Source organism: Pseudonocardia acidicola (assembly GCF_012911935.1).
Classification (GTDB): domain Bacteria; phylum Actinomycetota; class Actinomycetes; order Mycobacteriales; family Pseudonocardiaceae; genus Pseudonocardia; species Pseudonocardia acidicola.
The window spans coordinates 71,525-95,417 of sequence record NZ_JAAXLA010000002.1 but is presented as its reverse complement, the minus strand read 5'-3'; the positions used below and the strand labels follow the sequence as shown (position 1 = coordinate 95,417).

Sequence of the window (23,893 nt, the reverse complement as noted above, 5' to 3'; positions counted from 1 at the left end):
CCTCGACACGGTGCGACTGACCCACTTTCGTCAGCTGATGGAGGGCGAGTTCGGCCCGGTCCGCGCCGGCTCGCTGGCCAGGGACCACGTCTTCGCCGAGCTCGGGGGGCGGACCGTCGACCAGGCCATCGAGGACGGCATCGACCCGAAGAAGGTCTGGTTGGCGGTGTGCGAGGCCTACGACGTGCCGGCGCAGCGACGCTGAACCGGCACGGAGCCGGCACGCAGCGCCGGAGGGTATCGGATCGGCGTGTCGGTAGCCGATCGAACAGGCGTTCGTATACGCTGTTGTGCACATCGCGGCCCAGCCGTCCACAGCTGGCGGCGCGATCGTCGGGACTGTCGGTGCGACCCAATACGGTTTCATCCGTGGCTCCCCGCAAGACCTCAACCGCACAGTCCCGGACCGCCCCAGAGCGCACATCAGCGAGGTGGCAAGAGATGACCGCACCCGACCGCGAGAAGGCGCTTCAGCTCGCTCTCGCCCAGATCGAGAAGAACCACGGCAAGGGCTCGGTGATGCGCCTCGGCGACGAGACCCGCCCGCCGATCGGTGTGATCCCCACCGGTTCCATCGCGCTCGACGTCGCACTCGGCGTCGGGGGGCTGCCCCGCGGCCGGGTGGTGGAGATCTACGGCCCGGAGTCCAGCGGTAAGACCACGGTGGCGCTGCACGCGGTGGCCAACGCCCAGGCGGCCGGCGGTATCGCGGCCTTCATCGACGCCGAGCACGCGCTCGACCCGGAGTACGCCAAGGCACTCGGGGTCAACACCGACGATCTGCTGGTCTCCCAGCCCGACACCGGTGAGCAGGCACTCGAGATCGCCGACATGCTGATCCGCTCCGGCGCGCTCGACATCATCGTCATCGACTCGGTGGCGGCCCTGGTGCCCCGCGCGGAGATCGAGGGTGAGATGGGCGACAGCCACGTCGGCCTGCAGGCCCGGCTGATGAGCCAGGCACTGCGGAAGATCACCGGTGCGCTGAGCAACTCCGGCACCACCGCGATCTTCATCAACCAGTTGCGCGAGAAGATCGGCGTCATGTTCGGGTCGCCGGAGACCACGACCGGTGGCAAGGCGCTGAAGTTCTACGCCTCGGTGCGTCTCGACATCCGCCGCATCGAGACGCTCAAGGACGGCACCGACATGGTCGGTAGCCGGACCCGCGTCAAGGTCGTGAAGAACAAGGTCGCCCCGCCGTTCAAGCAGGCCGAGTTCGACGTGCTCTACGGCGTCGGCATCAGCCGTGAGGGCTCGCTGATCGACGTCGGCGTGGAGCAGGGCATCATCCGCAAGTCCGGTGCCTGGTACACCTACGAGGGCGACCAGATGGGCCAGGGCAAGGAGAACGCCCGGAAGTTCCTCAAGGACAACCCGGACGTCGCGGCCGAGATCGAGAAGAAGATCAAGGAGAAGCTCGGTATCGGCGCGGTGCTCGACGCCGACGCGGAGCCGCTGCCGGCGCCGGTCGACTTCTGAGCCCGATGGAAGGCCCGGACGAGCGGCCCGAGGGCCGCACCGAGCCGGGCGACGGCACAGCGCAGCGGCCCTCGGGCGTGCGCGTCGCCCGGTTGGACGACTTCGTCATCGGTGAGCAGCAGGACCGATATGCGGTTGCCGCCCTCGACGACGTCGGCGCGACGGCCGACGCTCCGGGTCCGGCCCCGGTGGCGTCACTGGACGACCTGGGGACGACCGGCGGTCCCGGTCCGGTGCCCGTCGCACGGTTCGACACCTCCGAGCCGGCCCGTGGCCGCCGGAACTCGGCCCGGATGCCGGACGCCGGGGACGCGCCCACCACGGACCGTCGCCGCTCCCCGGCCGGGGGACGGGCCCGGCGCGCCGGCGCTGCCGGGCGGGAGGGCTCCGGCGACCGGCCGGTCGGGGCCGACGCCGAGTCCGACAGCCTGAACGGCGGTGGTGTCGTCTCCCGGGCCGCGGCGCCCGGCGATGACCGTCCCGCTGGTGGCCGGCGCCGGCAGCGCCGATCCGGCGTGGACGCCGACGGGCCCGACGGGGGCCCGGCCCGGGGCAGGCCCGGTGCTCGGGGCCGCACCGGTTGGGGAGCGGCGGAGCGTGACGACGACGCCGACCCGGACTCGGTGGCCCGGTCGATCTGCCTGCGGCTGCTCACCGACCGCGCCCGGACCAGGCAGGAGCTCGCCCAGGCGCTGCGCAAGCGCGGCGTTCCCGACGATGCGGCGGCCCGGGTGCTCGACCGGTTCGGTGAGGTCGGCCTGATCGACGACGCGGCGTTCGCGGGGCAGTGGGTCCGTTCCCGCCACACGTTCCGCGGCTTGGGCCGGCGCGCCATCGCGATCGAGCTGCGGCGCAAGGGTGTCGACGACGAGACCGCGGGCGAGGCGCTCGCCGAGGTCGACCAGGAGGCCGAGGAACAGCGCGCCCGTGAGCTCGTGGACCGCAAGCTGCGCACTCAGCGCGGCGAGGTCGACGAGGCCGTGGCCCGCCGGCTGCTGGGCATGCTCGCCCGCAAGGGCTACCCCGCGGGCGTCGCCTACCGGGCGGTGCGGGAAGCACTCGCCGAGCACGCCGCCGAGCTGGCCGAGCAGTTGCCGTCCGGCGACGAGGACTGAGCGCAGCCCGCCAGAGCCGCTCAGCCCCGAGAGCCGGTCAGTTCCGGGGGGCGGGCCGGCGCGGGGTCTCCTCCCGCCACCGGTGCAGCACCTGCACGTCCGCGGAGAGCCCGCCGATCGCGGACACCTCGCCGATGAACGACAGCAGCGTGTCGCAGAAGGCCTGGGAGGCCTGGGTGGGCGCGACGTCGGAGCGGCGGGCCAGCGCGACGGTCCGATACAACGGTGGGGTGAGCACGGTCCGGCGCAGCCGCGGTCGGCCGGCGAACACCAGGTCGGGCACCACGGCGACGCCCGTCCCGGCCTCGACCATCCGCAGGACCGCGTCCATCTCGCCGCCCTCGACGGCGAACTTCGGGGTCACCCCGGCGTCGGCGTAGGCCTGCAGCGTCACCTCGCGCAGGTCGTAGCCCTTGCGGAACATCACCAGCGAGCGCCGGGACAGCTCGGCCACCGACATCGAACCGCGACCCGACGGCGGCCGCCCGGACCGCGGCGAGGCCACCGAGAGGCGTTCCCGCATCAGCGGGGTGATCTCCAGCGACGGGTCGAGGCCCTCCCGCGGCACGACGAGGACCGCGACGTCGAGCAGGCCGCGGGTGAGGTCGCGGACCAGCGGCTGCGAACCGTTCTCACTCAGTTCGAGATGGATGTCCGGGTACTGCTCGTGGAAGACCCGCAGCACGTCGGCCACCACGCCGATGCACAGCGAGGGCGTGGCGCCCACCCGGACCCGCCCGCGGCGCAGCCCGACGATCTCGGCGACCGCGGTCCGGGCGCTTTCGGAGTCCGCGAGAATCCGCCGGGCCAGCGGGAGCACTGCCTCGCCGGCCGGGGTCAGCGTCAGCTCGCCACGTCCACGGTTGACCAGCGGCGCGCCGAGCTCGTCCTCCAGGGCCTTCAGCTGGCGGGACAGTGTGGGCTGCGCGACACCGGATTGATCGGCCGCACGAGTGAAGCTGCGCACGTCCGCCAGCGCGACGAAGTACGCGAGCTGCTGAAGTGTCACGCCTATAGCCTACGTGCATCGAATGTGTCGCAACGATGCATTGGACGGCAGCGGGACCCGGTAGTCGACTGTGCGCCGTGGTGACAACAGTGGCGCGTGGAGCGGGCACGGCCGGCGGCGCCGTTCCCGCGCGACGGCGGCAGCGTGTGCCGTCCGTCCTGCTCAAGTACGTGATGGCCGTGACCGGCGCGATCATGCTGCTCTATCTGGTGCTGCACATGATCGGCAACCTGAAGATCTTCCTCGGGGCTGCCGCCCTCGACGACTACTCCGCGTGGCTGCGCACGATGCTCGAGCCCGCGGTGCCGCGCACCGGGGCCCTCTGGATCATCCGCGTGGTCCTGACCGTGTCGGTGGTGGCCCACATCGTCTCGGCGATCGTGCTGGCCCGCCGTGCCCGTGCGGCCCGCCCGGTCCGCTACACCCACCGCCAGCCGGTGCAGGGCAGCTACGCCGCCCGCACCATGCGCTGGGGCGGCGTGATCATCGCGCTGTTCGTCGTCTACCACCTGCTGGACCTCACCGCGGGGACGCTGAACCCGAACGGTGTGCACGGCGCGGTCTACGACAACGTGGCCGCGGACTTCGCGCCGTCGCACTGGTACGCGACGCTGATCTACGTCATCGCCGTCATCGCCGTGGGCTTCCACGTGCGCCACGGGCTCTGGAGCGGCCTGCAGACGTTCGGCCGCTCGAGTGCGGCGACCCAGAACGCGCTGAAGGGATTCGCCCTGGTCTTCGCCGTCGTGCTGACCGTGGGCTTCCTGTCCGTCCCGCTCGCCGTCACCTTCGGATTGGTCTGATATGAGCTACGTCGACTACACCGTCGGCGCGCCGGTCGTGGACAAGGCCGCGCCCGACGGGCCGATCGAGACCCGCTGGGAGCGCCGGCGCTTCGGTGTGAAGCTGGTCAACCCCGCGAACAAGCGCAAGATGCACATCATCGTCGTGGGCACCGGACTGGCCGGCGGCTCGGCCGCCGCGACCCTGGCCGAGCTGGGCTACCGGGTCAGCTCGTTCTGCTACCAGGACAGCCCGCGCCGCGCGCACAGCATCGCCGCGCAGGGCGGCATCAACGCCGCGAAGAACTACCGCAACGACGGCGACAGCGTCTACCGGCTGTTCTACGACACCGTCAAGGGCGGCGACTTCCGCGCCCGCGAGTCGAACGTGCACCGGCTCGCCGAGATCAGCCGCCAGATCATCGACCAGTGCGTCGCGCAGGGCGTCCCGTTCGCCCGCGAGTACGGCGGCCTGCTCGACAACCGCTCCTTCGGCGGCGCGCAGGTCTCCCGGACCTTCTACGCCCGCGGTCAGACGGGTCAGCAGCTGCTGCTGGGCGCCTACCAGGCCCTCGAGCGTCAGATCGACGCCGGCGGGGTCACCATGTACCCGCGGCACGAGATGCTCGAGCTGATCGTCGTCGACGGCCACGCCCGCGGCATCGTCGCCCGCGACCTGATCACCGGCGAGACCCGCAGCCACCTGGCCGACGCGGTCGTGCTGGCCTCCGGCGGCTACGGCAACGTCTTCTACCTGTCGACGAACGCCAAGGGCTGCAACGTCACCGCGAGCTGGCGGGCGCACCGCAAGGGCGCGCTGTTCGCGAACCCCTGCTACACCCAGATCCACCCGACCTGCATCCCGGTCTCCGGCGACCACCAGTCGAAGCTGACCCTGATGTCGGAGTCGCTGCGCAACGACGGCCGCGTCTGGGTGCCCGAGCGCAAGGGCGACGACCGCAACCCGAACGACATCCCCGAGGACGAGCGGGACTACTTCCTCGAGCGCCAGTACCCGGCCTTCGGCAACCTCGTTCCCCGCGACATCGCCTCCCGCGCGGCGAAGAACGTCTGCGACGAGGGCCGCGGCGTCGGCCCCACCGGGCTGGGCGTCTACCTGGACTTCGCCGAGGTCATCTCGCGCCTCGGCCGCCCGGCCGTCGCGGCGAAGTACGGGAACCTGTTCCAGATGTACCAGCGCATCACCGGCGAGGACCCCTACCAGGTCCCGATGCGGATCTTCCCGGCGGTGCACTACACGATGGGCGGGCTGTGGGTCGACTACGACCTGCAGAGCACCATCCCGGGCCTGTTCGTGGTCGGCGAGGCCAACTTCTCCGACCACGGCGCCAACCGGCTCGGCGCCTCCGCGCTGATGCAGGGCCTGGCCGACGGCTACTTCGTGCTGCCCAACACGATCGGCGACTACCTGGCCACCTACAAGCACGGCCCGGTGGACCCGGACGCTCCCGAGGTGAAGCAGGCCGAGGCCGACGTCGCCGAGCGCGTCGACACGCTGCTGTCGATCAACGGCGAGCGCACCGTCGACTCCTTTCACCGCGAGCTCGGCCACATCATGTGGGAGCAGTGCGGCATGGAGCGCACCGATGCCGGCCTGCGCAAGGCGCTGGACCGGATCCCCGAGCTGCGCAAGGAGTTCTGGGAGAACGTCAAGGTGCCGGGCACGGGCGTCGAGCTCAACCAGAGCCTCGAGCGGGCCGGCCGGGTCGCGGACTTCCTCGAGCTCGGCGAGCTCATGTGCCTCGACGCGCTGCACCGCACCGAGTCCTGCGGCGGGCACTTCCGCGGGGAGAGCCAGACCGAGGACGGCGAGGCCGCCCGTGACGACGAGAACTTCTCCTACGCCGCCGCGTGGGAGTACACCGGCCGCGGCGAGGCCCCGGTCCTCCACAAGGAGGACCTGACCTTCGAGTACGTGACCCCCAGCCAGCGGAGCTACAAGTGAAGTTGCACCTCAAGGTCTGGCGGCAGCAGAACGCCGACGACAAGGGCAAGATCGTCAACTACGACGTGGACGACGCGTCGCCGGACATGTCGTTCCTCGAGCTGCTCGACGTGCTCAACGAGAAGCTCGCCCTGGCGGGCGAGGACCCGGTGGCCTTCGACCACGACTGCCGCGAGGGGATCTGCGGCTCGTGCAGCATGGTGATCGACGGCCAGCCGCACGGCCCGGAGAAGGCGACCACCACCTGCCAGCTGCACATGCGGCACTTCTCCGACGGCGACACGATCACCATCGAGCCCTTCCGGGCCGGCGCGTTCCCGGTGATCAAGGACCTGGTCGTCGACCGGAACGCCTTCGACCGGATCATCCAGGCCGGTGGCTACATCAGTGCCCCGACCGGGTCCGCGCCCGACGCGCACGCCGCCCCGGTGCCGAAGGAGCACGCCGACCGCGCGTTCGCCGCCGCGGCCTGTATCGGCTGCGGTGCCTGCGTGGCGGCGTGCCCGAACGGCTCGGCGTCGCTGTTCCTCGGCGCGAAGATCACCCACCTCGGTGAGCTGCCGCAGGGCCAGCCCGAGCGCAACAGCCGGGTGCTGGCGATGGTCTCCGAGCACGACGCCTCCGGGTTCGGCGGGTGCACCAACACCGGTGAGTGCGCCGTCGCCTGCCCCAAGGAGATCCCGCTCGACGTCATCTCCCAGCTCAACCGGGACTACCTCAACGCGCGGAAGGCCCGCCGCAAGGGCGCGTGACGACAGCGGCGTGACGCCGCACCCGGAGCGGCCCGGCCCCACGACGGGGCCGGGCGCTTCGCCGTTCCCGCAGCACGTCACGGGTGCGTCCCCCGGGTGTGACCCCGGTCTCCAGCAGCGGTTTTGTTCCCACCCTGATCCGCCGTCGGTGTGACTTCCGTCGTAGGCTCACTGTGATCCATACGACCCGACGATGTGGCGTACTGGTGGCCTTCATCCTGGGGGCTGTCCGGAGCGGCGCCGTCGGCTTCGACAGATGAGGACACCCCTGACGTGTCATCCACCACAGACGCGTCCGCCGGGCGGGCGCAGATCGCGGCACGGACACTCCGCACGGATCGATGGTGGCTGCCGCCATTGGCGACCGCGGTGGGCCTGGGCGCCTGGGTCATCTACGCCACGGTCCGGGCCTTCATGCAGGAGTGGTACTTCGTCGCGGACTACAACTACCTGACGCCGTTCTACTCGCCGTGTGTGTCGAACGGCTGCGTGGAGCAGGCCGCACACTTCGGCCGGTTCCTCCCCGACGTGTGGTGGCTGCCGTACGCCGCGATCTCGCTGCCGTTTCTGCTGCTGTTCCGGCTCACCTGCTACTACTACCGGAAGGCCTACTACCGGGCGTTCTGGTTGTCGCCGCCGGCCTGCGCGGTGGCCGAGCCGCACCAGCGCTACACCGGGGAGACCCGTTTCCCGCTGCTGTTCCAGAACCTGCACCGCTACTTCTTCTACATCGCGGCGCTCATCTCGATCATCAACACCTACGACGCGATCAGGGCCTTTCAGAAGGCCGACGGCAGCTTCGGCCTCGGCCTGGGCAACATCATCCTGCTGATCAACGTGGTGTTCCTGTGGGCCTACACGCTGTCCTGCCATTCGTGCCGCAGCATCATCGGCGGCCGGCTGAACCACTTCTCCAAGCACCCGTTGCGCTACAAGCTGTGGGGTCAGGTGAGCCGGCTCAACGGCAAGCACATGCAGCTGGCCTGGACCACGCTGGTGACCCTGGCGGTCACGGACTTCTACATCATGGCCGTCTCGGCCGGCTGGATCCCCGACCTGCGCATCATCAACTGAGGAGGGTGACCAATGACTGAGGTGGAGAGGCACGACTACGACGTCGTGGTCATCGGCGCGGGCGGCGCCGGCCTGCGAGCGGCCATCGAGGCCCGCATGCAGGGCAAGCGCACCGCGATCATCTCCAAGTCGCTGTTCGGCAAGGCGCACACGGTGATGGCCGAGGGCGGCTGCGCGGCGTCGATGGGCAACGCCAACCCCAACGACAACTGGATGGTGCACTACCGCGACACCATGCGCGGCGGGAAGTTCCTCAACAACTGGCGGATGGCCGAGCTGCACGCCAAGGAGGCCCCGGACCGGGTCTGGGAACTGGAGACCTACGGCGCGCTGTTCGACCGCACCAAGGACGGCAAGATCAGCCAGCGCAACTTCGGCGGGCACACCTACCCGCGGCTGGCGCACGTCGGCGACCGCACCGGCCTGGAGCTGATCCGCACGCTGCAGCAGAAGATCGTGTCGCTGCAGCAGGAGGACTTCACGGCCACCGGCGACTACGAGTCGCACATCCGGGTCTTCCACGAGACCACGATCACCGAGCTGCTCAAGACCGACGGGAAGATGTCGGGCGCGTTCGGCTACTACCGCAACACCGGCGCGTTCGTGCTGTTCTCCGCGCCGGCGATCGTGCTGGCGACCGGCGGGGTGGGCAAGAGCTACCAGGTCACGTCGAACTCCTGGGAGTACACCGGCGACGGGCACGCACTCGCCCTGCGCGCGGGCGCCACGCTGATCAACATGGAGTTCCTGCAGTTCCACCCGACGGGCATGGTGTGGCCGCCGTCGGTGAAGGGCATCCTGGTCACCGAGTCGGTCCGCGGTGACGGCGGCGTGCTCCGGAACTCCGAGGGCAAGCGGTTCATGTTCGACTACATCCCGGACGTGTTCAAGGAGCAGTACGCCACCACCGAGGAGGAGGGCGACCGCTGGTACACCGACCCGGACAACAACCGCCGCCCGCCGGAGCTGCTGCCCCGTGACGAGGTCGCCCGGGCGATCAACTCCGAGGTCAAGGCCGGTCGTGGCTCCCCGCACGGCGGGGTGTACCTCGACGTCTCCACCCGGCTCAAGCCGGAGGAGATCATCAAGCGGCTGCCGTCGATGCACCACCAGTTCAAGGAGCTGGCCGACGTCGACATCACCAAGGAGCCGATGGAGGTCGGCCCCACCTGCCATTACGTGATGGGCGGTGTGGAGGTCGACCCGGACACCACGATGTCGACGGTGCCCGGGCTGTTCGCGGCCGGCGAGGTCGCGGGCGGCATGCACGGGTCGAACCGGCTCGGCGGAAACTCGCTGTCCGACCTGTTGGTGTTCGGCCGCCGCGCCGGGCTCGGCGCCGCCGAGTACGTCGACGCCGCCGGTGCCCGACCGGCCGTCGACGAGGCGGACGTCGAGAAGGCGGTCGAGCGGGCGCTGCTGCCGTTCAGCAACGCCACCGACGGCGGCGAGAACCCGTTCGTGGTCCAGCTCGAACTGCAGAAGACGATGCACGAGCTGGTCGGCATCATCCGCCGGGCCGACGAGATGGAGATGGCGCTCAAGAAGCTCGAGGACATCGCCACCCGCACCCGGACCGTCTCCGTGGAGGGACACCGGGAGTTCAACCCGGGCTGGCACCTCGCGCTCGACCTGCGCAACATGCTGCTGGTCTCGCTCTGCGTGGCGAAGGGGGCGCTGGAGCGCCAGGAGAGCCGCGGCGGGCACACCCGCGACGACTTCCCGGTGATGGACTCCGACTGGCGGCACGTGCTGCTGGTGTGCTCCGCGCTCGGCGAGGACAACGTGAACATCGCCCGCGAGGAGCAGGTCCCGATGCGCCCGGACCTGCTCGACCTGTTCGAGCTCGACGAGCTCAAGAAGTACTACACCGGCGAGGAGTTGGGCGGGCACCGCGCCGACAGCGCCGCCGACAGAGCAGCCGGCACCGCGGCCGACCAGGGGGAGAAGGCATGAGTCACTGGCAGCACTTCCGTGTCTGGCGCGGCGACTCGGAGAAGGGCGAGCTGGTCGACTACCCGGTGGAGGTGAACGAGGGCGAGGTCGTCCTCGACATCATCCACCGGCTCCAGCAGACCGAGGCGAACGACCTGGCCGTGCGGTGGAACTGCAAGGCCGGCAAGTGCGGCTCGTGCAGCGCCGAGATCAACGGCCGGCCGCGGTTGATGTGCATGACCCGGATGTCCACGTTCACCGAGGACGAGGTCATCACGGTCACGCCGCTGCGGACCTTCCCGGTGATCCGGGACCTGGTCACCGACGTGTCGTTCAACTACACGAAGGCGCGGGAGATCCCGAGCTTCGCGCCGCCGAAGGACCTCGCGCCCGGCGAGTACCGGATGCAGCAGGTCGACGTGGAGCGGAGCCAGGAGTTCCGCAAGTGCATCGAGTGCTATCTGTGCCAGAACACCTGCCACGTGGTGCGTGACCACGAGGAGAACAAGGAGAACTTCGCGGGCCCGCGTTATCTGATGCGGATCGCGGAGCTGGACATGCACCCGCTGGACAGCGCGGACCGCCAGCTCGCGGCCCAGGAGGAGCACGGCCTGGGCTTCTGCAACATCACCAAGTGCTGCACCGAGGTCTGCCCCGAGCACATCAAGATCACCGACAACGCGCTGATCCCGATGAAGGAGCGCGTGGTCGACCGCAAGTACGACCCGCTGGTGTGGCTCGGCAACAAGATCTTCAAGCGCTCCGGCGCCTGAGACGGGCCTGGCGGCGGGTGGTGCTCTCCGGCACCGCCCGCCGCTCAGTCGTCTGCGCGCATCGACCGGCGGATCTCCTCGAGCCGGTCCCGGCCCGCCTTCTCCCGGGCGGCCTGCTGCTCCTCGGCCGACTGTGCCGCCACGGTGCCCTCGGCCAGTTCCGTCGCGCCCAGCGAGCGGGCGTACCGGCCCTCGATCTTGTCCCGCACATGGTCCAGAGTGGGCACGCCGGACTCGTCGTAGTCGGGGACCGGGTCCGGCGTCGGGGCGGTCGCCGGCACGGCCTTCGCCGGTTCCGTCCGGTGCTCGTCGTCCATCGCGCCCTCTTTCCTCGAGCCTGCGGTGGCTGCATCGCCACGCTACGTCGTGCCGCCGTCCTCGGCCCGTATCCGGGCTGTGCCCGGTGCGGCTGCGCCGTCCGGCGTAGCACCCGGTTGCGCACGTGACGTCCTGGTTCGTCACTCGTTGACCGGTGCGGACCCGGCGCCGCCGTCGTCCGGCTTGTGCGGTGACGAGAGGCAGGACGAATGACGGCTCCGGTCGGATCCGGGGAGAAGGTGGAGGTGTCCCGGATCGCGCTGTCCGGGGTCCCGGTCGATCTGACGCTGCCGGCCGTGCTGGGCGACTACCGGTGGTACGGCAACACCCGGTTCGCCGGTCCGCGCCTCGCCCGGCAGTTCTTCCTCGCCCCGGCGGGCGAGCACCGGGCGATCCCCACGCACATCCTCCCTCGCGCGCGGGAGAGCCGCCGGACCTTCCGCGGCTACGACGCCGTGCTGTTCGAGGCCCCGGACCGCTCGGACGCGGCGCTCGTGCTGGCCGGGCCGTACCACGAGGCGACCACCTGGTTCGGCGGCCCCGCCCCGGATGCCGACGGGCTGGGCCGGCTGGTGAACACGCTGCGCTTCGTCGACTCGCCGTCCGGCGCGACGCTGCGGCCCGCCTCGGACCTGCTCGTCGTGCAGCCCGACGTCACGCTGATCGGCCGCAACGCCGCTTCGGTGCTGATGGTCCGGCGCTCGGCCGAGGCGTTGCCGACGCTGCCGGACTGGGCGGGGCTGCGGCTGCCCGGCGGCGAACTGTGGCGCGGCGAGCGGGTGCTCGACCCCGCCCAGTCCGATCTGGTCGCGGGCACCCCGCACCGGTGGCGCTACCTGCTGGCCGGCGACAGCGCCGTGCTGGACCTGGTGCTGCTCGGCCCGGAGTCGGGCCGGCCGCCGACCGCCCTGGACGAGCAGCAGATCCTCGACGCGCTGGGCGTGCTCGGCGCGCGCTGGGCCGGCTGAGCCGTGTCGCTGTCCCTGGCGGTCGCCCTGATCGCGCTGCTGTTCGCGCTGTTCGCGCTGGTGGCGCTGGTGGCTGTCCATGCGCGGGTGCGGGCGCTGGAGGCCGGGCGCGGTGCCGGCCTGTCGGGCTATGCGGCGCTGGTCGGGCGCCCGGCGCCGGCGTCGGTGCACCCCCGCGCCGGGGAGCGGCTCGCGATCGTGGCCGTGCTGGACGGCGGCTGCGCGCTGTGTCGCAGCGTCTGGGACACCGTCGACGCCGTCGCCGCCGATCGGGCGGGTGACCCGGCGGGTACCCCGGTCCGCTTCGTGGGGCTCGTGGACCGGGTCTCGGACCTCCCGGGTCTCCCGGCCGCGCCCGGCACCCGGATCGAACTGCTCGCCGACATCACCGCCCGGGCGGACCTGTTCGAGGGCTACTCGCCGACGCTGCTCGCCGTGGACGCGGCCGGGACGATCGTGCACCGCAGCTTCGTCTACCCCGACACCGACGTGCGCGCGCTGCTGCTGGACCTGACCGGCCCTGACCGAAGGACAGAGGTGACCGGGGCATGACGCGCTTGGACGACATCCCCACCACCGTGGCCCCGCCCGGGCACGCGCGGCGCAGCGAGATGGTCGCGCGCATCCGGTCCTACCGGCCGAGCCGGCGCACCGTGGTGCGCGGGCTGGTGATCGCCGCGGCCGCGAGTGCGCTGGTGCCGGTGGACTGGTGGCTCACCCGGCGCGGCGCGGCCGCGGCCCCGCACCGCGACGGCGGCGACGACAGGTCCGAGTACGGCTCGTGCATGCCGGACAGCTACGACGAGGAGGTCAACAACTGGTGGGCCGGCGGCCCCGCGGTCTGCTATGGCGGCTGGCGGCGCGGCAGCTACCCGTGCTCGGGCGGCTACCACCGGGAGGGCTCGTACTCCGCGCGGGAGGAGTCCTACACCTCGACCCGGCTGACCACGAACTGCCACGGCCGCAACGCCTGGCGCTGGCACGGCTACCGCTGCTCCGACGCGGTGACCACCGCGACGTTCTCCGACGGCACCGAGTACACCGGCCTGACCATCGCGGCCTGCGCGCTGCCCGAGGACTCCGCAGCGGCGCCCCCGGACCCGGCCCGGCCGCGGCGCAAGAAGCTGCTGGGCGGGCTCGACGGCTGACCACGTGACCCCCTCGGCGCGGCCCCGCGCACGCTGGCCGCTGCATCCGCTGACCACGGTGCTGGCGCTGCTCGTGGCCGGGGCGTTCGCGGCGATGGCGGCGTTCGGGGCGCAGCGTGACCTGGCCACCGCCGCGGCCGGGTTGTTGCTGGTCACGGTGGCCGGCGCGGCGGCGGGGTTCGCGAACTCCGGCTCCACGTGAAGCCACAACTCGGCGTTCCTGCTGAGCGCGCCGGTCTGGCGCGGCAAGCCCGTTGTCTCCTACTTCGGCGGTGGCCTGTTCCTGGGCGCGACCGCGGTGGCGTTCGCCGCCGCGGTGCTGGGCGCGCTGCCGCAGGCGCTGCTGCCCGGCTCCGTGCGGTCGGCGGTGTTCGGCGCGGCGGCGCTGGCAGTGCTCGGCCGGGAACTGCGCCTGTGGCGGTTGCGGGTGCCGGAGAACGCCCGGCTGGTGCCCGAGCGGGTGCAGCACCTGGGCGAGTGGGGCGCGCTGCAGTTCGGCTTCGAGATGGGCACCGGGATGCGCACCTATTCGCCGTCCGCGCTGCCGCACCTGGCGCTGCTCGCGATCGTGCTGGTCGTGCCGTTCCCGGCGGCGTTCGCGGTGGCCACCGGGTTCGCCGCGGGCCGGTTCGCGATGCCGCTGCTGAGCAACGCCTGGAGCGACGACGGCGGCTGGACCGCGCTGTGGGTCCGCTCCGAGCCGGTGGCGCGCCCGCTGCTGGCCCTGACCTGCGTGGGCACGCTGACGGTTGCGATGCTGCTGCGGTGAAGGTCGTCGAGGTCGTCGTGGTCTACGACGTGGGCTGCCCGAAGTGCTCGCAGATCGCCTGGGAGCTGCCCGACTACGTGCGGGTGCCGGTGAAGGTGCGGTCCTGCCGGGATCCGCAGCTGGCCGAGACGTACCCGTCGCTGCGGTCGAGGCCCTGGGCCACCGGCTGCCGGGCGCCCGCGATCGGCACCGTCCACCGCGACGGGTCGGTGCGCTGGTGGCCGGGCCTGACCGGGGCGGCCGGGCTGCTGCCGGTGCTGCGGCCGCGCTGGGCGTGGGAGGCGTTCGGGCTGCTGCGCCAGGCGTTCCGGACGGCGCGCACGCGCTAGCGTGACCGGATGACGATCTCGGAACTGCCGTTCGGATCCTGGCCCACCCCGATCACCTCCGAGCTCGTGGTGGCCGCCGCGGTGCGACTGTCCGAGGCACGGGTCGACGGGACGGACGTGTACTGGTCGGAGGGCCGACCGGTCGAGGGCGGCCGCACCCAGATCGTCCGCCGGGCCGCGGACGGCAGGGTCACCGACCTACTGCCCGACGGGATGGACGCGCGTACCGGGGTGCACGAGTACGGCGGTGCCGCCTGGTGGGTCCGTGACGGCGTCGTCTGGTTCACCAACTGGACCGATCAGCGCCTGTACCGGCTCGAGCGCGGCGCCGCGCCCGTCCCGCTCACACCGGCGCCCGCCCTGCCCCGCGGCGACCGGTACGCCGACGGCGACCTGAGCCCGGACGGCACCGCGATCGTCGCCGTGCGCGAGCACCATCCCGTCGGCGGCAGCGGCGCGGTCGACGTCCGCAACGAGATCGTCCGGCTGGCCGCCGATCGCCCGTCGCAGCCCGAGGTGCTGGTCAGCGGCCCGGACTTCGTCGTCGCGCCCCGGCTGAGCCCGGACGGCGCCGCGCTGGCCTGGGTATCGTGGGACCACCCGTCCATGCCCTGGGACGACACCGTGCTCACCGTGCGCGACCTCGCGAGCGGCACCGACACCGTCGTCGCCGGCGGGCCGGGGGAGTCGGTGGCCGAGCCGCGCTGGCAGGCCGACGGCACGCTGCTGTTCCTGTCGGACCGGACCGGCTGGTGGAACCTGTACCGCTGGACCCCGGGCGGCGCGGTCGAGCCGGTGATCGAACTGGATGCCGAGATCGGCGTGCCGGCCTGGCAGCTCGGATCGTCGCGCTACGCGGTGCTCGGCGACGGCAGAGCCGGCACCGTCGTGTTCGCCCGCTGGCGCGACGGCTACGACGGCCTCGCCGTGCGCCGCCCGGACGGCACCGTGGCCGACCTGGATCTGCCCTTCTCCGCGATCGCAGGAGTCCGCGCCGCCGGACCGGACGGGGTCGTCGTGGTCGCGGGCGCCCCGACCGCCGAGCCCGCCGTGTACCGCATCGGGCTCGCAACCCCGGCGCCGCAGGTCGAGACGCTGCGCCCGCCTCGCGACCTCGGCCTCGACCCCGCGGCGCTGTCGGTGCCCGAGCCGATCTCGTTCCCGTCGGTGGACGGCACGGGTGCCCCGCGCATCGGGCATGCGTTGTTCTACCCGCCGACCGGCAGCGGCCACCGCGGCCCGGACGGTGAGCTGCCGCCGCTGCTCGTCGTGATCCACGGCGGCCCGACCGGTTCGGCGACGCCGGTGCTCTCGGTCGGCACCCAGTACTGGACCAGCCGGGGGTTCGCCGTCGTCGACGTCAACTACGGCGGGTCCACCGGGTACGGCAGGGCCTACCGCGACCTGCTCAAGGGCGCCTGGGGCGTGGTCGACGTGGCCGACTGCATCGCCGCCGCCCGCTGGCTGGGCGAGCAGGGCCGGGTGGATCCGCACCGGCTCGCCATCCGCGGTGGCTCCGCGGGCGGCTACACGACGCTGGCCGCGCTGGCCCGCGAGGACACCCCGTTCGCCGCGGGCGCCGACCACTTCGGGGTCGCCGACCTCGAGGCGCTCGCGGCCGACACCCACAAGTTCGAGAGCCGCTACCTCGACGGGCTGGTCGGGGACTACCCGGCGCAGCGCGAGGTCTACCTCGAGCGGTCCCCGATCCACCACGTGGACCGGTTCGACCGGCCGCTGATCGTGCTGCAGGGCAGCGAGGACGCGGTCGTCCCGCCCAACCAGTCGGAGATGATCGTCGACGCGCTGCGGGCCCGGAAGGTGCCGGTGGCCTACCTGCTCTTCGACGGCGAGCAGCACGGGTTCCGGCGCGCGGAGAACATCCGCCGCGCGCTGGACTCCGAGCTGAGCTTCTACGCCCAGGTGTTCGGGTTCGCGCTGCCGCCCGAGGAGGACATCGCGCCGGTCGAGGTCGAGAACCTCCGCTAGCTAGCGGGAGGCCCGTAGCGCGTCCACCAGCCACTGGAAGGCGGGCACGGTCGGCGGGAACGGGTCCCAGCCGTTGAGCGTGCCGATCAGCTGCCAGTACCGCTCGACGCGCGGGTCGGTGAACGTCGCGATCCGGTCGGCCAGCTCGGCCCGGGCCGCCGCGCCGGTCGCGGGCGGCACGATCCGGTCCAGCACCGCGCGCGCCTCGGCCGAGGCCGGGTCGATGCCCGCGGCCACCGCGCCGCCGGCGTGCTGCACGACCAGGCCCGTGTCGACGTCGCGCTGCGGTGTGCCGGTGGCGTCCGAGCCGGCCACCGCCATCTCCCGGACCCGGGTGCGGAACGACGGGTCGCCGGCCAGCTCGGCCAGCTCGATCCACGCCTCGAGCTGGTCGGCGGTGGGCTCGTCGGGCAGTTCGGCCGGCAGCGTCCGCATCGCGTTCGCGATGCCGGCGCCCGGGGCGTCCGGGTCGGTCCCCGCGAAGGTCGCGTCGACGAACTCGTCGATCATCTGCTGGCGCTGCGCGGCGGAGAACCGGGCGAGGTCGTTCATCAGGGTGGTCTCCCGTTCGGTGCGGGCCCCGCGGGCGAGCAGCGTGCAGACGGTGCGCTGCACCCGCAGGGTGCGGATCTGGCTGTCGAGGGCGCTCACGTGCGCGGCGGCGATCTCTTCGACGCTGCGCTCGCGCAGCAGCACCCGGCGTACGTCGTCCAGTCCGAGGCCGAGCTCGCGCAGTGTGCGCACGAGATCGAGCCGGGCGGCGGCGGTGGCGTCGTAGCGGCGGTAGTTCCCGGCGGAGCGGTCGGTGGGGGGCAACACGCCGGAGTCCGACCAGAACCGGATGGTCCGGACCGGCACACCCGAGCGGCGGGCGAGCTGCCCGATGGTGAGCATCGGCTGCGCGGCGGTCTCGGTGGTCATGGGACCACCTTCGACTCTCCAGCGGGGGGAAGGTCAAGACCGGCCGCGGTGCGGGCTGACAGCAACCGTTCAGGTTCCGCTGACACACTGGCGGCCGTGCAGGTGCTCGCCGCAGGTCCGGGATCCGTACCACCGTTCGCGGACACCCTGCGGACCGCACTGGAGACGGCCGCCGGTCGGCCCGCAGTGCTCGCCGCAGCGGTGCTGGCGCTGATCGTCGTGCTGTGGTCGGCGTCCTGGCGGCTGACCCGAACGGTCGTCACCATCGCCCACGAGGGGGGCCACGCCCTCTTCGCCGTGCTCACCGGCCGCGGGCTCACCGGCATCCGGCTGCACGCCGACACCTCCGGTGTCACGCACTCCACCGGCGCCGGCCGCGGCCCAGGCCTGGTCCTCACCTTCCTCGGCGGCTACCCGGCACCGCCGCTGCTGGGGCTTGCCGGGGCGATCCTGGTGGCCGCCGACCAGACCCAGGTGATGCTGTGGATCGCCACCGGGCTGCTGGTCGCCACCCTGATCCACATCCGGAACCTGTTCGGGGCGCTGGCGGTGCTGGTCACCGGCGCCGCGGTCGCCTCGATCGCGTACTGGGCCCCGCCGGACGTGCGCGCGGTGTTCGCCGCGACGCTGTGCTGGTTCCTGCTGTTCGGTGGGCTGCGCGCGGTCCGGGAGTTGCAGCGCGGCCGCCGCCGGGGGCTGCACTCCGACTCCGACGCCGACGCACTGGCGCGGCTCACCGGGGTGCCCGGCGGCCTGTGGGCGGCCCTGTTCTGGCTGGTCGCAGTGGCGGCGGTGCTCGCGGGCGGCTGGGTACTGCTGCGCTGATCCCGATCGGATGACCGGCACGGCCCGGCCGGAATGCGCGCGGTGTCGATCGTGTTGGCAGGCACAGTGGCGTCCGTCACCGCAGGAGTGGCGGCACCGTTCCGATCGGCGAGGAGAGCGTGATGACGAGCCCGAGAGACTGGAACCAGCAGATCATCGAAGAGTTCCGGGCGAACGGCGGCAAGGTCGGCGGCCAGTTCGCCGGCGCGCCGATGATCCTGATCCACCACATCGGTGCGAAGTCGGGGACGGTGCGGGTGAACCCGCTGGTCTACTTCCCCGACGGCGACCGCTTCGTGATCGTCGCATCGAAGGCCGGGGCGCCCACGAACCCCGACTGGTACCACAACCTCAAGGCGCACCCGCGCATCGACGTCGAGGTGGGCACGCAGACCTTCCCCGTCGACGTGCAGGAGGCCACCGGCGAGGAGCGCGAGGTGCTGTGGAAGCGCATCGTCGAGCAGATGCCGGGGTTCGGTGACTACCAGGCGAACACCTCCCGGAGGATCCCTGTGCTCGTCCTCACCCGGGCGGCCTGAGCCCGGGCACGGCAGGATCGGCGCGGAGAGATCACCGCCGATCGGAGGACACGAACCAGTGAGCATCACCCTGGAGCAGGCCGAGACCATCGTCCGAGCCGCGCTGGCCCACGGCACCGAGCAGGGCTTCAACCCGTTGACCGTCGCCGTGCTCGACCCCGGAGGGGCCCTCGTCGCGCTGGCCCGCCAGGACGGGTCGGGCAACCTGCGCCCGGACATCGCCGTGGCGAAGGCCTGGGGTGTGCTGGGCCTGGGCATGACGAACCGCGCCATCGCGGCCCGCGCCGCCGACTCCCCGGAGTTCTTCACCTCGGTCGCGACCCTGGCCGGTGGCCGCATCCTCTCCGTGCCCGGCGGGGTGTTCGTCCGTGATGCCGACGGGCGGCTGCTCGGGGCGGTCGGCGTCACCGGGGACGCCTCGCTCAACGACGAGGCGGCCGCGGTCGCCGGCATCCGGGCGGCCGGGCTGACGCCGATCACCGGCGCCGAGGACTGACCCACACCGGGCCGGGGCCGGGGGCGGCGACGGCGCCGGGGCTCGCCGTCCTCTCCGCGCTCTCGTCCGGCCTGTCCGGTCCGTTCGCCGAGGCGCTGATCGACGCCGGCTGGGCAGCCACCGGCGCGGTGCTGGTCCGGCTGGGCGGGGCGGCGGTGGTGCTGATGCTGGGCCGGGTCCCGCCCCGGCGTGCCGGGCCCCCGGGCGACCGGCTGGTCTGCCCGGGGGCGCGGGTGGTGGCGCCGGCGGCGCTCAGCTCAGGAAGCCGAGCACGTGCCGGCGCACGACGTCGGGGGCCTCCAGCTGGGGCAGGTGCCCGGCGTTGTCGATGAGCTCCAGCCGGGAGTCACGCAGCCGCGAGGTGAACTCCTCGGCGTAGACGGGGTCCACCAGCTTGTCCTGGGCGCCCCAGATCAGCAGCGTCGGCGCGCTGAGCCGGTGGATCCGCCGGTCCAGGCCCTTGTCCGGGATCGGCCAGATGAAGTGCAGGATGCTGGCCATCCGCATGGCCGCTTCGAACAGTGCCTGCGGGTCGTCCGCGGGTGGGGTCAGCATCGCCGCGAGCGGACTCTGCGGGTCGGCCAGCACGAGGCCGGGCAGGGCCTCCGGCGGGATGCCCGCGATGTCCGGGATCGGCGCGTCGTCGCGCCAGAATCCGATCGGCGCGATGAGCACCAGCTTCGAGACCCGCTTCGGGCTGTTCGAGGCGAACTCGGCGGCGACCATGCCGCCGAAGGAGTGCCCCACCACCTGCACGGTGTCGAGGCCCAGGGCGTCGAGCAGCCCGTCGTAGAACAGCACGAGCTCCCAGATCCCGGGCAGGTGGGTCAGCGCGTCGGACTCGCCGCCGCCGGGGTGCTCGACGGCGTACACGGTGTGGCCCTCGGCCAGCGCGTCGAGGAACGGGTCCCACCAGAGGCCGCCGGCGCCGTGGATGAACAGCACCGGGTCGCCGGCGCCCGCGACGAGGACCCGGGCCTGGATCTGCCCGACCTGGACGAGGCGCTCGGTGACGTCCGCGGAGGGTGCGGTCGTGGTCATCGTCGTCTCCCTCAGGCCTGCGCGCCGGCGGGCGCCTCGGTCACCGCGCGGTTGGCCGCGCCGGACGGCCACCAGTTGTGGGTCCACCCCTCGGAATCCCACACGTGCCGGATCCGCGGCATGACCTCCTCCGCGAACAGCGTGATGTTCTTCTTGGTCAGCTCGTGCGGCATCGAGCCGATCTGCAGCAGCGCGTGCAGGTTGCCGACCCGCAGCGTCTTCGCGGCCTCGATGAGCCGGTCGGCGACGGTGGCCGGGCTGCCGCCGATGATGAAGCCCTCCTCGTTGAGGGTCTTCCAGTTCTTCTCCAGCGCCGCGGCGGCGGCGATGTCACCGGGCTGGTTGGTCTTGATCGCGAACTCGGTGCTCTTGCGTGTCCGGTATCCGGGTGCCTCGAAGAAGTAGGGCGGAATGTGCAGGCACTTCTTGAAGAAGTATGTGACGTGTTCCAGGTACTCCTTCTCGGCCCGTTCGTCGGTCTCGGAGACGCAGATCTGCTGGGCGAATCCGGCGCGGAACGGATTGCGGTCCACGCCCATCTCGTCCATCTTGGCCCAGAATCCGTCCATCAGCTTCTTGCCGAACTTCGCGCCGAAGAAGCTGAGGTAGCTGTAGGTGTAGTCCTTGTTCCCGGCGAGCTCCCAGGTCTCCACGGATCCGCCGCCGGCGAGCCACACCGGCGGGTGCGGCTTCTGCAGCGGCTGCGGCCACGGGTTCACATAGCGCAGCTGGTTGTACCGGCCGTTGAAGGTGAACGGGCCCGGTCTCGTCCAGGCCTGGATGACGAGCTCCTCGGCTTCCCGGAAGCGCGGGCGGGTCTGCGTGGGCGGGACCCCGTAGCAGAAGTTGACGTCCATCGAGGTGCCCACCGGGAACCCGGCCGCGAGCCGTCCGTTGCTCAGCACGTCGAGCATCGCGAACTCCTCGGCGACCCGCGTCGCCGGGGAGTAGAGGGCCAGCGTGTTGCCCAGCACCATGATCGCGCTGTTGTTCGGGGTGCGCCGGGCGAGCGCGGCTGCCATCAGGTTCGGCGAGGCCATGAAGCCGTAGCCGTTCTGGTGGTGCTCGTTGACCCCTACACCGTCGAAGCCGAGCCGGTCGGCGAGCTCGAGCTCGTCGAGGTTCCACTGGTAGTACTGGGCAACCTTGCGCGGATCGCACAGCTCGCTGTTCGGTGGGGTGACCCAGATGCTCTCGTACCTCGATTCGAAGTCGTCCGGGAGATCCCGGTAGGGCATCAGGTGGAAGAAGATCGACTTCATCGACATCCCTTCGTCGGGCCGCGCCGTTGCGGCCGCACGAGCAGCCCGGGCGCCGAGAAGGGCGCGCGGGAACGGGCGTCGTCGGCGGTTCGCCGGGTGACGCTCAGGAGGAACGGACTTAACGAGGTGCCGGAATCGGTGACGGGAGACCGCCCACGGTCGCGTCCACCCCTTTCGCCGAGCCGGGAGATTCCTGCCTTCGGCGCGACGGGACGAGCACGCGTGGCCACCGGCCTGTGACGCCGAACACGTACCGTCCGATGAAACTCCCCCGGGTGGTCCGTTGTCAATGCACACGTTAAGGCATCTGCTTCGACGAATGGTCGTGCCGTTCGATCGTGAATGCAAGATCCAGAGCGTGGCGCCGGAGTGGCTCGATCGGCTGCACGATGTGGGGCCGAACGGCTGTAGGGGGAAACGCACCGGGAACCTACGCTGCGGAATTCGGCGCCATGCCGACCGCCCCCGGGCGGGTGCCGGCGGACGAGGGGGACCGAGGGAGGGGTGAACGCCGTTCACCCCTCCCTTCCCCGCCGATCAGGCCTGCATCGCCGCGGCGAACGCCTCCAGCTCGCGCGGGATGTCCGGCCCCGCCGGCTGATAGGCGATCTCGGTGGAGCCGCCTGCCTCCAGCTTCGCGATCTTGTCCCGCCATTCCGACGCGGTCAGGGCCAGGCCGCCCTTCACCATCAGCTCGCCGGTGACGAACGGCTCGTCGCGCTCGTTGACCGCCACCAGGTGCCGGTCGTGCAGCGCGAGATGCCGCTTCTCGGGTGGGACGTCGTCGTACGCGGCGGCCCACTCCCGGCCGCGCTCGGGCAGCAGTTCGTCGATGACGCCGTGCTCGACGGCCCAGTGCAGCACGATGCTCAACCCGTGCCCGGCGGCGTCGATCACCCGCTGGGAACCGGGGTCCTCGCCGTCGTCGAGCACGGTGCCGAAGTCGAGGATGACGCTCGAGGCGAAGTCCGGGTTCGGTACGAGCACGGTGAGCACCTCGGCGCCGAGCTCGCGGGTCACCCCGTAGCCCTTCGGGCCGTTCGCGGCGATGACCCAGTCGACCTCGATGGGGCGGGCGGGCCCGAACCGCTCGTCCGGTGCCATCATCTTCATGATGCCGCCCTCCCACTCGACCTCCTCGCCGCGCAGCAGGGCCTGCAGCACCAGCGTGTACTCGCGGACCTTGGCCCAGGGCAGTGGTCGCTTGCCCATGGAGAGCCGTCCGGTGAACCCCGAGCCGACGCCGACCATCACGCGGTCCTGGCCGGCGATCGAGGCGAGGGTGCCGATCGCCGAGGCGGTGATCATGGGGTGGCGCAGGCTCGGGATCAGCACGCCCGGGCCGAGCTTGATCCGCTCGGTGATCTCCGCCGCGCGGCAGAGCTGGACCCAGACGTCAGGGTAGAGGGCGGGCGAGTCGTAGAAGAAGGCGCGCTCGTATCCCAGCGATTCGGCGATACGGGCGTGCTCGTGGCTCTCCAGCGAGGTGGCGAACGCGCACGACATCTTCATTGCTGACGGCCTCCGGCTCGGTGTCCGATGGGGTGAGGACTCGCCGCCGACGCTAGTTGGGGGTGACGTGGATGACTGTCCGATCGCCGGACACCGGGGTCAGGGCAGCCCGCGGGGCCGATCCGGGCCCTGGTCAGTGCCGGCCGAGCAGGTTGTCCGACACTCCTGCGAGGTGCTCGCGCATCCGGTCGCGGGCGCCGTCGGGGTCGCGGTCGCGCAGCGCGTCGACGATCGCGGTGTGCTCGGCGTGGTAACAGCGTCGTCGCTCCGGTGTGGACGTCCGGCTCTTCAGGCTGCCCCACACCGGCAGCGCGCGGGCGTCGTTCATCACGTCGAACATGGTCAGCAGCAGTCCGTTGTGCGCGGCCTGTGCGATCGCCCGGTGCAGCGCCCCGTCCCACGCCTCGAAACCCTCGTGGTCGTCGCTCTGCCCGCCGCGGGCGAGGCAGTGCGCGATGCGGTCGAGGTCGGCCTGGGTGGCGACGCGCGCGGCCAGGGACGCCACCTGTGGCTCGATCAGCAGACGCACCTGCATGATCTCCGCCGGACTCGTGTCGGCCGGGGCCATGCCGGGCCGGTCCGGCGGTTCGGTGACGAAGGTGCCGCGGCCGACGTGGCGGACCACGAGCCCGTCGCGTTCGAGGGCGGCCAGCGCGCGGCGCACCGCGCTGCGCGGGGCGGCCAGCCGCTCGACGAGGTCGCGCTCGGTGGGCAGCTGGGATCCGGGGCCGAGCGTGCCGTCCTGGGCGCCTGCGGCGAGCAGCGCCCGCAGCGTCTGCTCCACGGTCGTCACGATCGCACACTCTAGCGCGTCGATCTGAACCAATCGAGACCAATCATTCGGACCGCTGTTTTCGCACGTGGATGCCTATCGACAGTCCACTGAAG

At 71.8% G+C, this 23,893-nt stretch carries 26 protein-coding genes; 19 read left to right on the top strand and 7 right to left on the bottom strand.

Translation table 11 applies throughout. The features are described from left to right. Positions 1-10 precede the first annotated feature (10 nt). The 3 genes from HF526_RS01550 to recX all read left to right on the top strand — a co-directional run bounded on the left by HF526_RS01550 (position 11) and on the right by recX (position 2,597). On the top strand, positions 11-205 hold the full coding sequence (locus HF526_RS01550; protein ID WP_169379387.1) for a DUF3046 domain-containing protein: 195 nt from the start codon (positions 11-13) through the stop codon (positions 203-205). 236 nt (positions 206-441) lie between these two features. Next, the gene (recA, locus tag HF526_RS01545) at positions 442-1,482 is read left to right on the top strand and encodes a recombinase RecA (RefSeq protein ID WP_169379386.1); all 1,041 of its coding nucleotides are present in this window, start codon (positions 442-444) and stop codon (positions 1,480-1,482) included. A 5-nt stretch (positions 1,483-1,487) separates the two neighbouring features. Further along, positions 1,488-2,597, top strand: a complete 1,110-nt coding sequence (gene recX, locus HF526_RS36090; RefSeq protein WP_338051217.1) for a recombination regulator RecX — start codon at positions 1,488-1,490, stop codon at positions 2,595-2,597. A 37-nt stretch (positions 2,598-2,634) separates the two neighbouring features. On the opposite strand, the gene HF526_RS01535 is transcribed toward recX, so the two are convergent. Then, the gene (locus HF526_RS01535) at positions 2,635-3,606 is read right to left on the bottom strand and encodes a LysR substrate-binding domain-containing protein (RefSeq protein WP_169379385.1); all 972 of its coding nucleotides are present in this window, start codon (positions 3,604-3,606) and stop codon (positions 2,635-2,637) included. A gap of 146 nt (positions 3,607-3,752) precedes the next feature. Between HF526_RS01535 and HF526_RS01530 the strand changes: the two genes are divergently transcribed. The 6 genes from HF526_RS01530 to HF526_RS01505 all read left to right on the top strand — a co-directional run bounded on the left by HF526_RS01530 (position 3,753) and on the right by HF526_RS01505 (position 10,888). Then, positions 3,753-4,409, top strand: coding sequence for a succinate dehydrogenase cytochrome b subunit (locus tag HF526_RS01530; protein WP_338051215.1), 657 nt, complete (start codon positions 3,753-3,755; stop codon positions 4,407-4,409). A 1-nt stretch (position 4,410) separates the two neighbouring features. Next, on the top strand, positions 4,411-6,354 hold the full coding sequence (locus tag HF526_RS01525; protein WP_169379383.1) for a fumarate reductase/succinate dehydrogenase flavoprotein subunit: 1,944 nt from the start codon (positions 4,411-4,413) through the stop codon (positions 6,352-6,354). Continuing rightward, positions 6,351-7,106 (top strand): succinate dehydrogenase/fumarate reductase iron-sulfur subunit, encoded by a 756-nt coding sequence (locus tag HF526_RS01520; protein WP_169379382.1) that lies wholly within the window; start codon positions 6,351-6,353, stop codon positions 7,104-7,106. The genes HF526_RS01525 and HF526_RS01520 overlap by 4 nt, the downstream gene beginning before the upstream one ends. A 273-nt stretch (positions 7,107-7,379) precedes the next feature. Continuing rightward, on the top strand, positions 7,380-8,180 hold the full coding sequence (locus HF526_RS01515) for a hypothetical protein (RefSeq protein ID WP_169379381.1): 801 nt from the start codon (positions 7,380-7,382) through the stop codon (positions 8,178-8,180). Positions 8,181-8,192: 12 nt separating this feature from the next. After that, complete coding sequence (locus HF526_RS01510; protein WP_169379380.1) at positions 8,193-10,136, top strand: fumarate reductase/succinate dehydrogenase flavoprotein subunit; 1,944 nt, start codon at positions 8,193-8,195, stop codon at positions 10,134-10,136. Next, positions 10,133-10,888, top strand: coding sequence for a succinate dehydrogenase/fumarate reductase iron-sulfur subunit (locus HF526_RS01505; protein WP_169379379.1), 756 nt, complete (start codon positions 10,133-10,135; stop codon positions 10,886-10,888). Before HF526_RS01510 ends, HF526_RS01505 begins: the two co-directional genes overlap by 4 nt. Before the next feature lie 44 nt (positions 10,889-10,932). On the opposite strand, the gene HF526_RS01500 is transcribed toward HF526_RS01505, so the two are convergent. Next, positions 10,933-11,205: a hypothetical protein gene (locus HF526_RS01500; protein WP_169379378.1), complete on the bottom strand. Its 273-nt coding sequence runs from the start codon at positions 11,203-11,205 to the stop codon at positions 10,933-10,935. Positions 11,206-11,415: 210 nt separating this feature from the next. On the opposite strand from HF526_RS01500, the gene HF526_RS01495 reads away from it, so the two are divergent. The 7 genes from HF526_RS01495 to HF526_RS01465 all read left to right on the top strand — a co-directional run bounded on the left by HF526_RS01495 (position 11,416) and on the right by HF526_RS01465 (position 16,409). Continuing rightward, positions 11,416-12,174 (top strand): hypothetical protein, encoded by a 759-nt coding sequence (locus HF526_RS01495; protein WP_169379377.1) that lies wholly within the window; start codon positions 11,416-11,418, stop codon positions 12,172-12,174. A 3-nt stretch (positions 12,175-12,177) separates the two neighbouring features. Next, positions 12,178-12,726, top strand: coding sequence for a hypothetical protein (locus HF526_RS01490; RefSeq protein ID WP_169379376.1), 549 nt, complete (start codon positions 12,178-12,180; stop codon positions 12,724-12,726). Then, positions 12,723-13,322 carry a hypothetical protein gene (locus tag HF526_RS01485; RefSeq protein ID WP_169379375.1) on the top strand — a complete coding sequence of 200 codons (600 nt, stop codon included), beginning with the start codon at positions 12,723-12,725 and terminating at the stop codon, positions 13,320-13,322. The genes HF526_RS01490 and HF526_RS01485 overlap by 4 nt, the downstream gene beginning before the upstream one ends. A gap of 4 nt (positions 13,323-13,326) precedes the next feature. Next, the gene (locus HF526_RS01480) at positions 13,327-13,524 is read left to right on the top strand and encodes a hypothetical protein (RefSeq protein WP_169379374.1); all 198 of its coding nucleotides are present in this window, start codon (positions 13,327-13,329) and stop codon (positions 13,522-13,524) included. A 96-nt stretch (positions 13,525-13,620) separates the two neighbouring features. Beyond that, positions 13,621-14,091: a hypothetical protein gene (locus HF526_RS01475; RefSeq protein ID WP_169379373.1), complete on the top strand. Its 471-nt coding sequence runs from the start codon at positions 13,621-13,623 to the stop codon at positions 14,089-14,091. Further along, positions 14,088-14,420, top strand: coding sequence for a hypothetical protein (locus tag HF526_RS01470; protein WP_338051214.1), 333 nt, complete (start codon positions 14,088-14,090; stop codon positions 14,418-14,420). The genes HF526_RS01475 and HF526_RS01470 overlap by 4 nt, the downstream gene beginning before the upstream one ends. A gap of 9 nt (positions 14,421-14,429) precedes the next feature. Next, positions 14,430-16,409 carry a S9 family peptidase gene (locus HF526_RS01465; RefSeq protein WP_169379372.1) on the top strand — a complete coding sequence of 660 codons (1,980 nt, stop codon included), beginning with the start codon at positions 14,430-14,432 and terminating at the stop codon, positions 16,407-16,409. On the opposite strand, the gene HF526_RS01460 is transcribed toward HF526_RS01465, so the two are convergent. Further along, positions 16,410-17,330, bottom strand: a complete 921-nt coding sequence (locus HF526_RS01460; RefSeq protein ID WP_239028159.1) for a helix-turn-helix domain-containing protein — start codon at positions 17,328-17,330, stop codon at positions 16,410-16,412. Between the two features lie 96 nt (positions 17,331-17,426). Between HF526_RS01460 and HF526_RS01455 the strand changes: the two genes are divergently transcribed. From HF526_RS01455 to HF526_RS01445, 3 genes are all read left to right on the top strand, one after another. Continuing rightward, positions 17,427-18,155 carry a M50 family metallopeptidase gene (locus HF526_RS01455; protein ID WP_338051213.1) on the top strand — a complete coding sequence of 243 codons (729 nt, stop codon included), beginning with the start codon at positions 17,427-17,429 and terminating at the stop codon, positions 18,153-18,155. 122 nt (positions 18,156-18,277) lie between these two features. Further along, positions 18,278-18,694 (top strand): nitroreductase family deazaflavin-dependent oxidoreductase, encoded by a 417-nt coding sequence (locus HF526_RS01450; RefSeq protein ID WP_169379371.1) that lies wholly within the window; start codon positions 18,278-18,280, stop codon positions 18,692-18,694. 58 nt (positions 18,695-18,752) lie between these two features. Continuing rightward, on the top strand, positions 18,753-19,190 hold the full coding sequence (locus HF526_RS01445) for a heme-binding protein (RefSeq protein WP_169379370.1): 438 nt from the start codon (positions 18,753-18,755) through the stop codon (positions 19,188-19,190). Positions 19,191-19,442: 252 nt separating this feature from the next. Here HF526_RS01445 and HF526_RS01440 read toward each other — a convergent pair whose 3' ends face one another. The 4 genes from HF526_RS01440 to HF526_RS01425 all read right to left on the bottom strand — a co-directional run bounded on the left by HF526_RS01440 (position 19,443) and on the right by HF526_RS01425 (position 23,798). Beyond that, positions 19,443-20,231 (bottom strand): alpha/beta fold hydrolase, encoded by a 789-nt coding sequence (locus HF526_RS01440; RefSeq protein ID WP_169379369.1) that lies wholly within the window; start codon positions 20,229-20,231, stop codon positions 19,443-19,445. 11 nt (positions 20,232-20,242) lie between these two features. After that, positions 20,243-21,493: an LLM class flavin-dependent oxidoreductase gene (locus tag HF526_RS01435; protein WP_169379368.1), complete on the bottom strand. Its 1,251-nt coding sequence runs from the start codon at positions 21,491-21,493 to the stop codon at positions 20,243-20,245. A gap of 537 nt (positions 21,494-22,030) precedes the next feature. Continuing rightward, on the bottom strand, positions 22,031-23,005 hold the full coding sequence (locus HF526_RS01430; RefSeq protein ID WP_169379367.1) for an LLM class flavin-dependent oxidoreductase: 975 nt from the start codon (positions 23,003-23,005) through the stop codon (positions 22,031-22,033). A gap of 133 nt (positions 23,006-23,138) precedes the next feature. Next, positions 23,139-23,798 (bottom strand): FadR/GntR family transcriptional regulator, encoded by a 660-nt coding sequence (locus HF526_RS01425; RefSeq protein ID WP_211176617.1) that lies wholly within the window; start codon positions 23,796-23,798, stop codon positions 23,139-23,141. Positions 23,799-23,893 lie beyond the last annotated feature (95 nt).

Bases quoted from the DNA above. Each gene is read 5' to 3' on its own strand.
- HF526_RS01465 (WP_169379372.1), top strand. From the start codon at position 14,430: ATGACGATCTCGGAACTGCCGTTCGGATCCTGGCCCACCCCGATCACC.
- HF526_RS01450 (WP_169379371.1), top strand. From the start codon at position 18,278: ATGACGAGCCCGAGAGACTGGAACCAGCAGATCATCGAAGAGTTCCGG.
- HF526_RS01525 (WP_169379383.1), top strand. From the start codon at position 4,411: ATGAGCTACGTCGACTACACCGTCGGCGCGCCGGTCGTGGACAAGGCC.
- HF526_RS01495 (WP_169379377.1), top strand. From the start codon at position 11,416: ATGACGGCTCCGGTCGGATCCGGGGAGAAGGTGGAGGTGTCCCGGATC.
- HF526_RS01510 (WP_169379380.1), top strand. From the start codon at position 8,193: ATGACTGAGGTGGAGAGGCACGACTACGACGTCGTGGTCATCGGCGCG.
- recX (WP_338051217.1), top strand. From the start codon at position 1,488: ATGGAAGGCCCGGACGAGCGGCCCGAGGGCCGCACCGAGCCGGGCGAC.
- HF526_RS01485 (WP_169379375.1), top strand. From the start codon at position 12,723: ATGACGCGCTTGGACGACATCCCCACCACCGTGGCCCCGCCCGGGCAC.
- HF526_RS01460 (WP_239028159.1), bottom strand. From the start codon at position 17,330: ATGACCACCGAGACCGCCGCGCAGCCGATGCTCACCATCGGGCAGCTC.
- HF526_RS01500 (WP_169379378.1), bottom strand. From the start codon at position 11,205: ATGGACGACGAGCACCGGACGGAACCGGCGAAGGCCGTGCCGGCGACC.
- HF526_RS01435 (WP_169379368.1), bottom strand. From the start codon at position 21,493: ATGAAGTCGATCTTCTTCCACCTGATGCCCTACCGGGATCTCCCGGAC.
- HF526_RS01505 (WP_169379379.1), top strand. From the start codon at position 10,133: ATGAGTCACTGGCAGCACTTCCGTGTCTGGCGCGGCGACTCGGAGAAG.
- HF526_RS01430 (WP_169379367.1), bottom strand. From the start codon at position 23,005: ATGAAGATGTCGTGCGCGTTCGCCACCTCGCTGGAGAGCCACGAGCAC.
- recA (WP_169379386.1), top strand. From the start codon at position 442: ATGACCGCACCCGACCGCGAGAAGGCGCTTCAGCTCGCTCTCGCCCAG.
- HF526_RS01440 (WP_169379369.1), bottom strand. From the start codon at position 20,231: ATGACCACGACCGCACCCTCCGCGGACGTCACCGAGCGCCTCGTCCAG.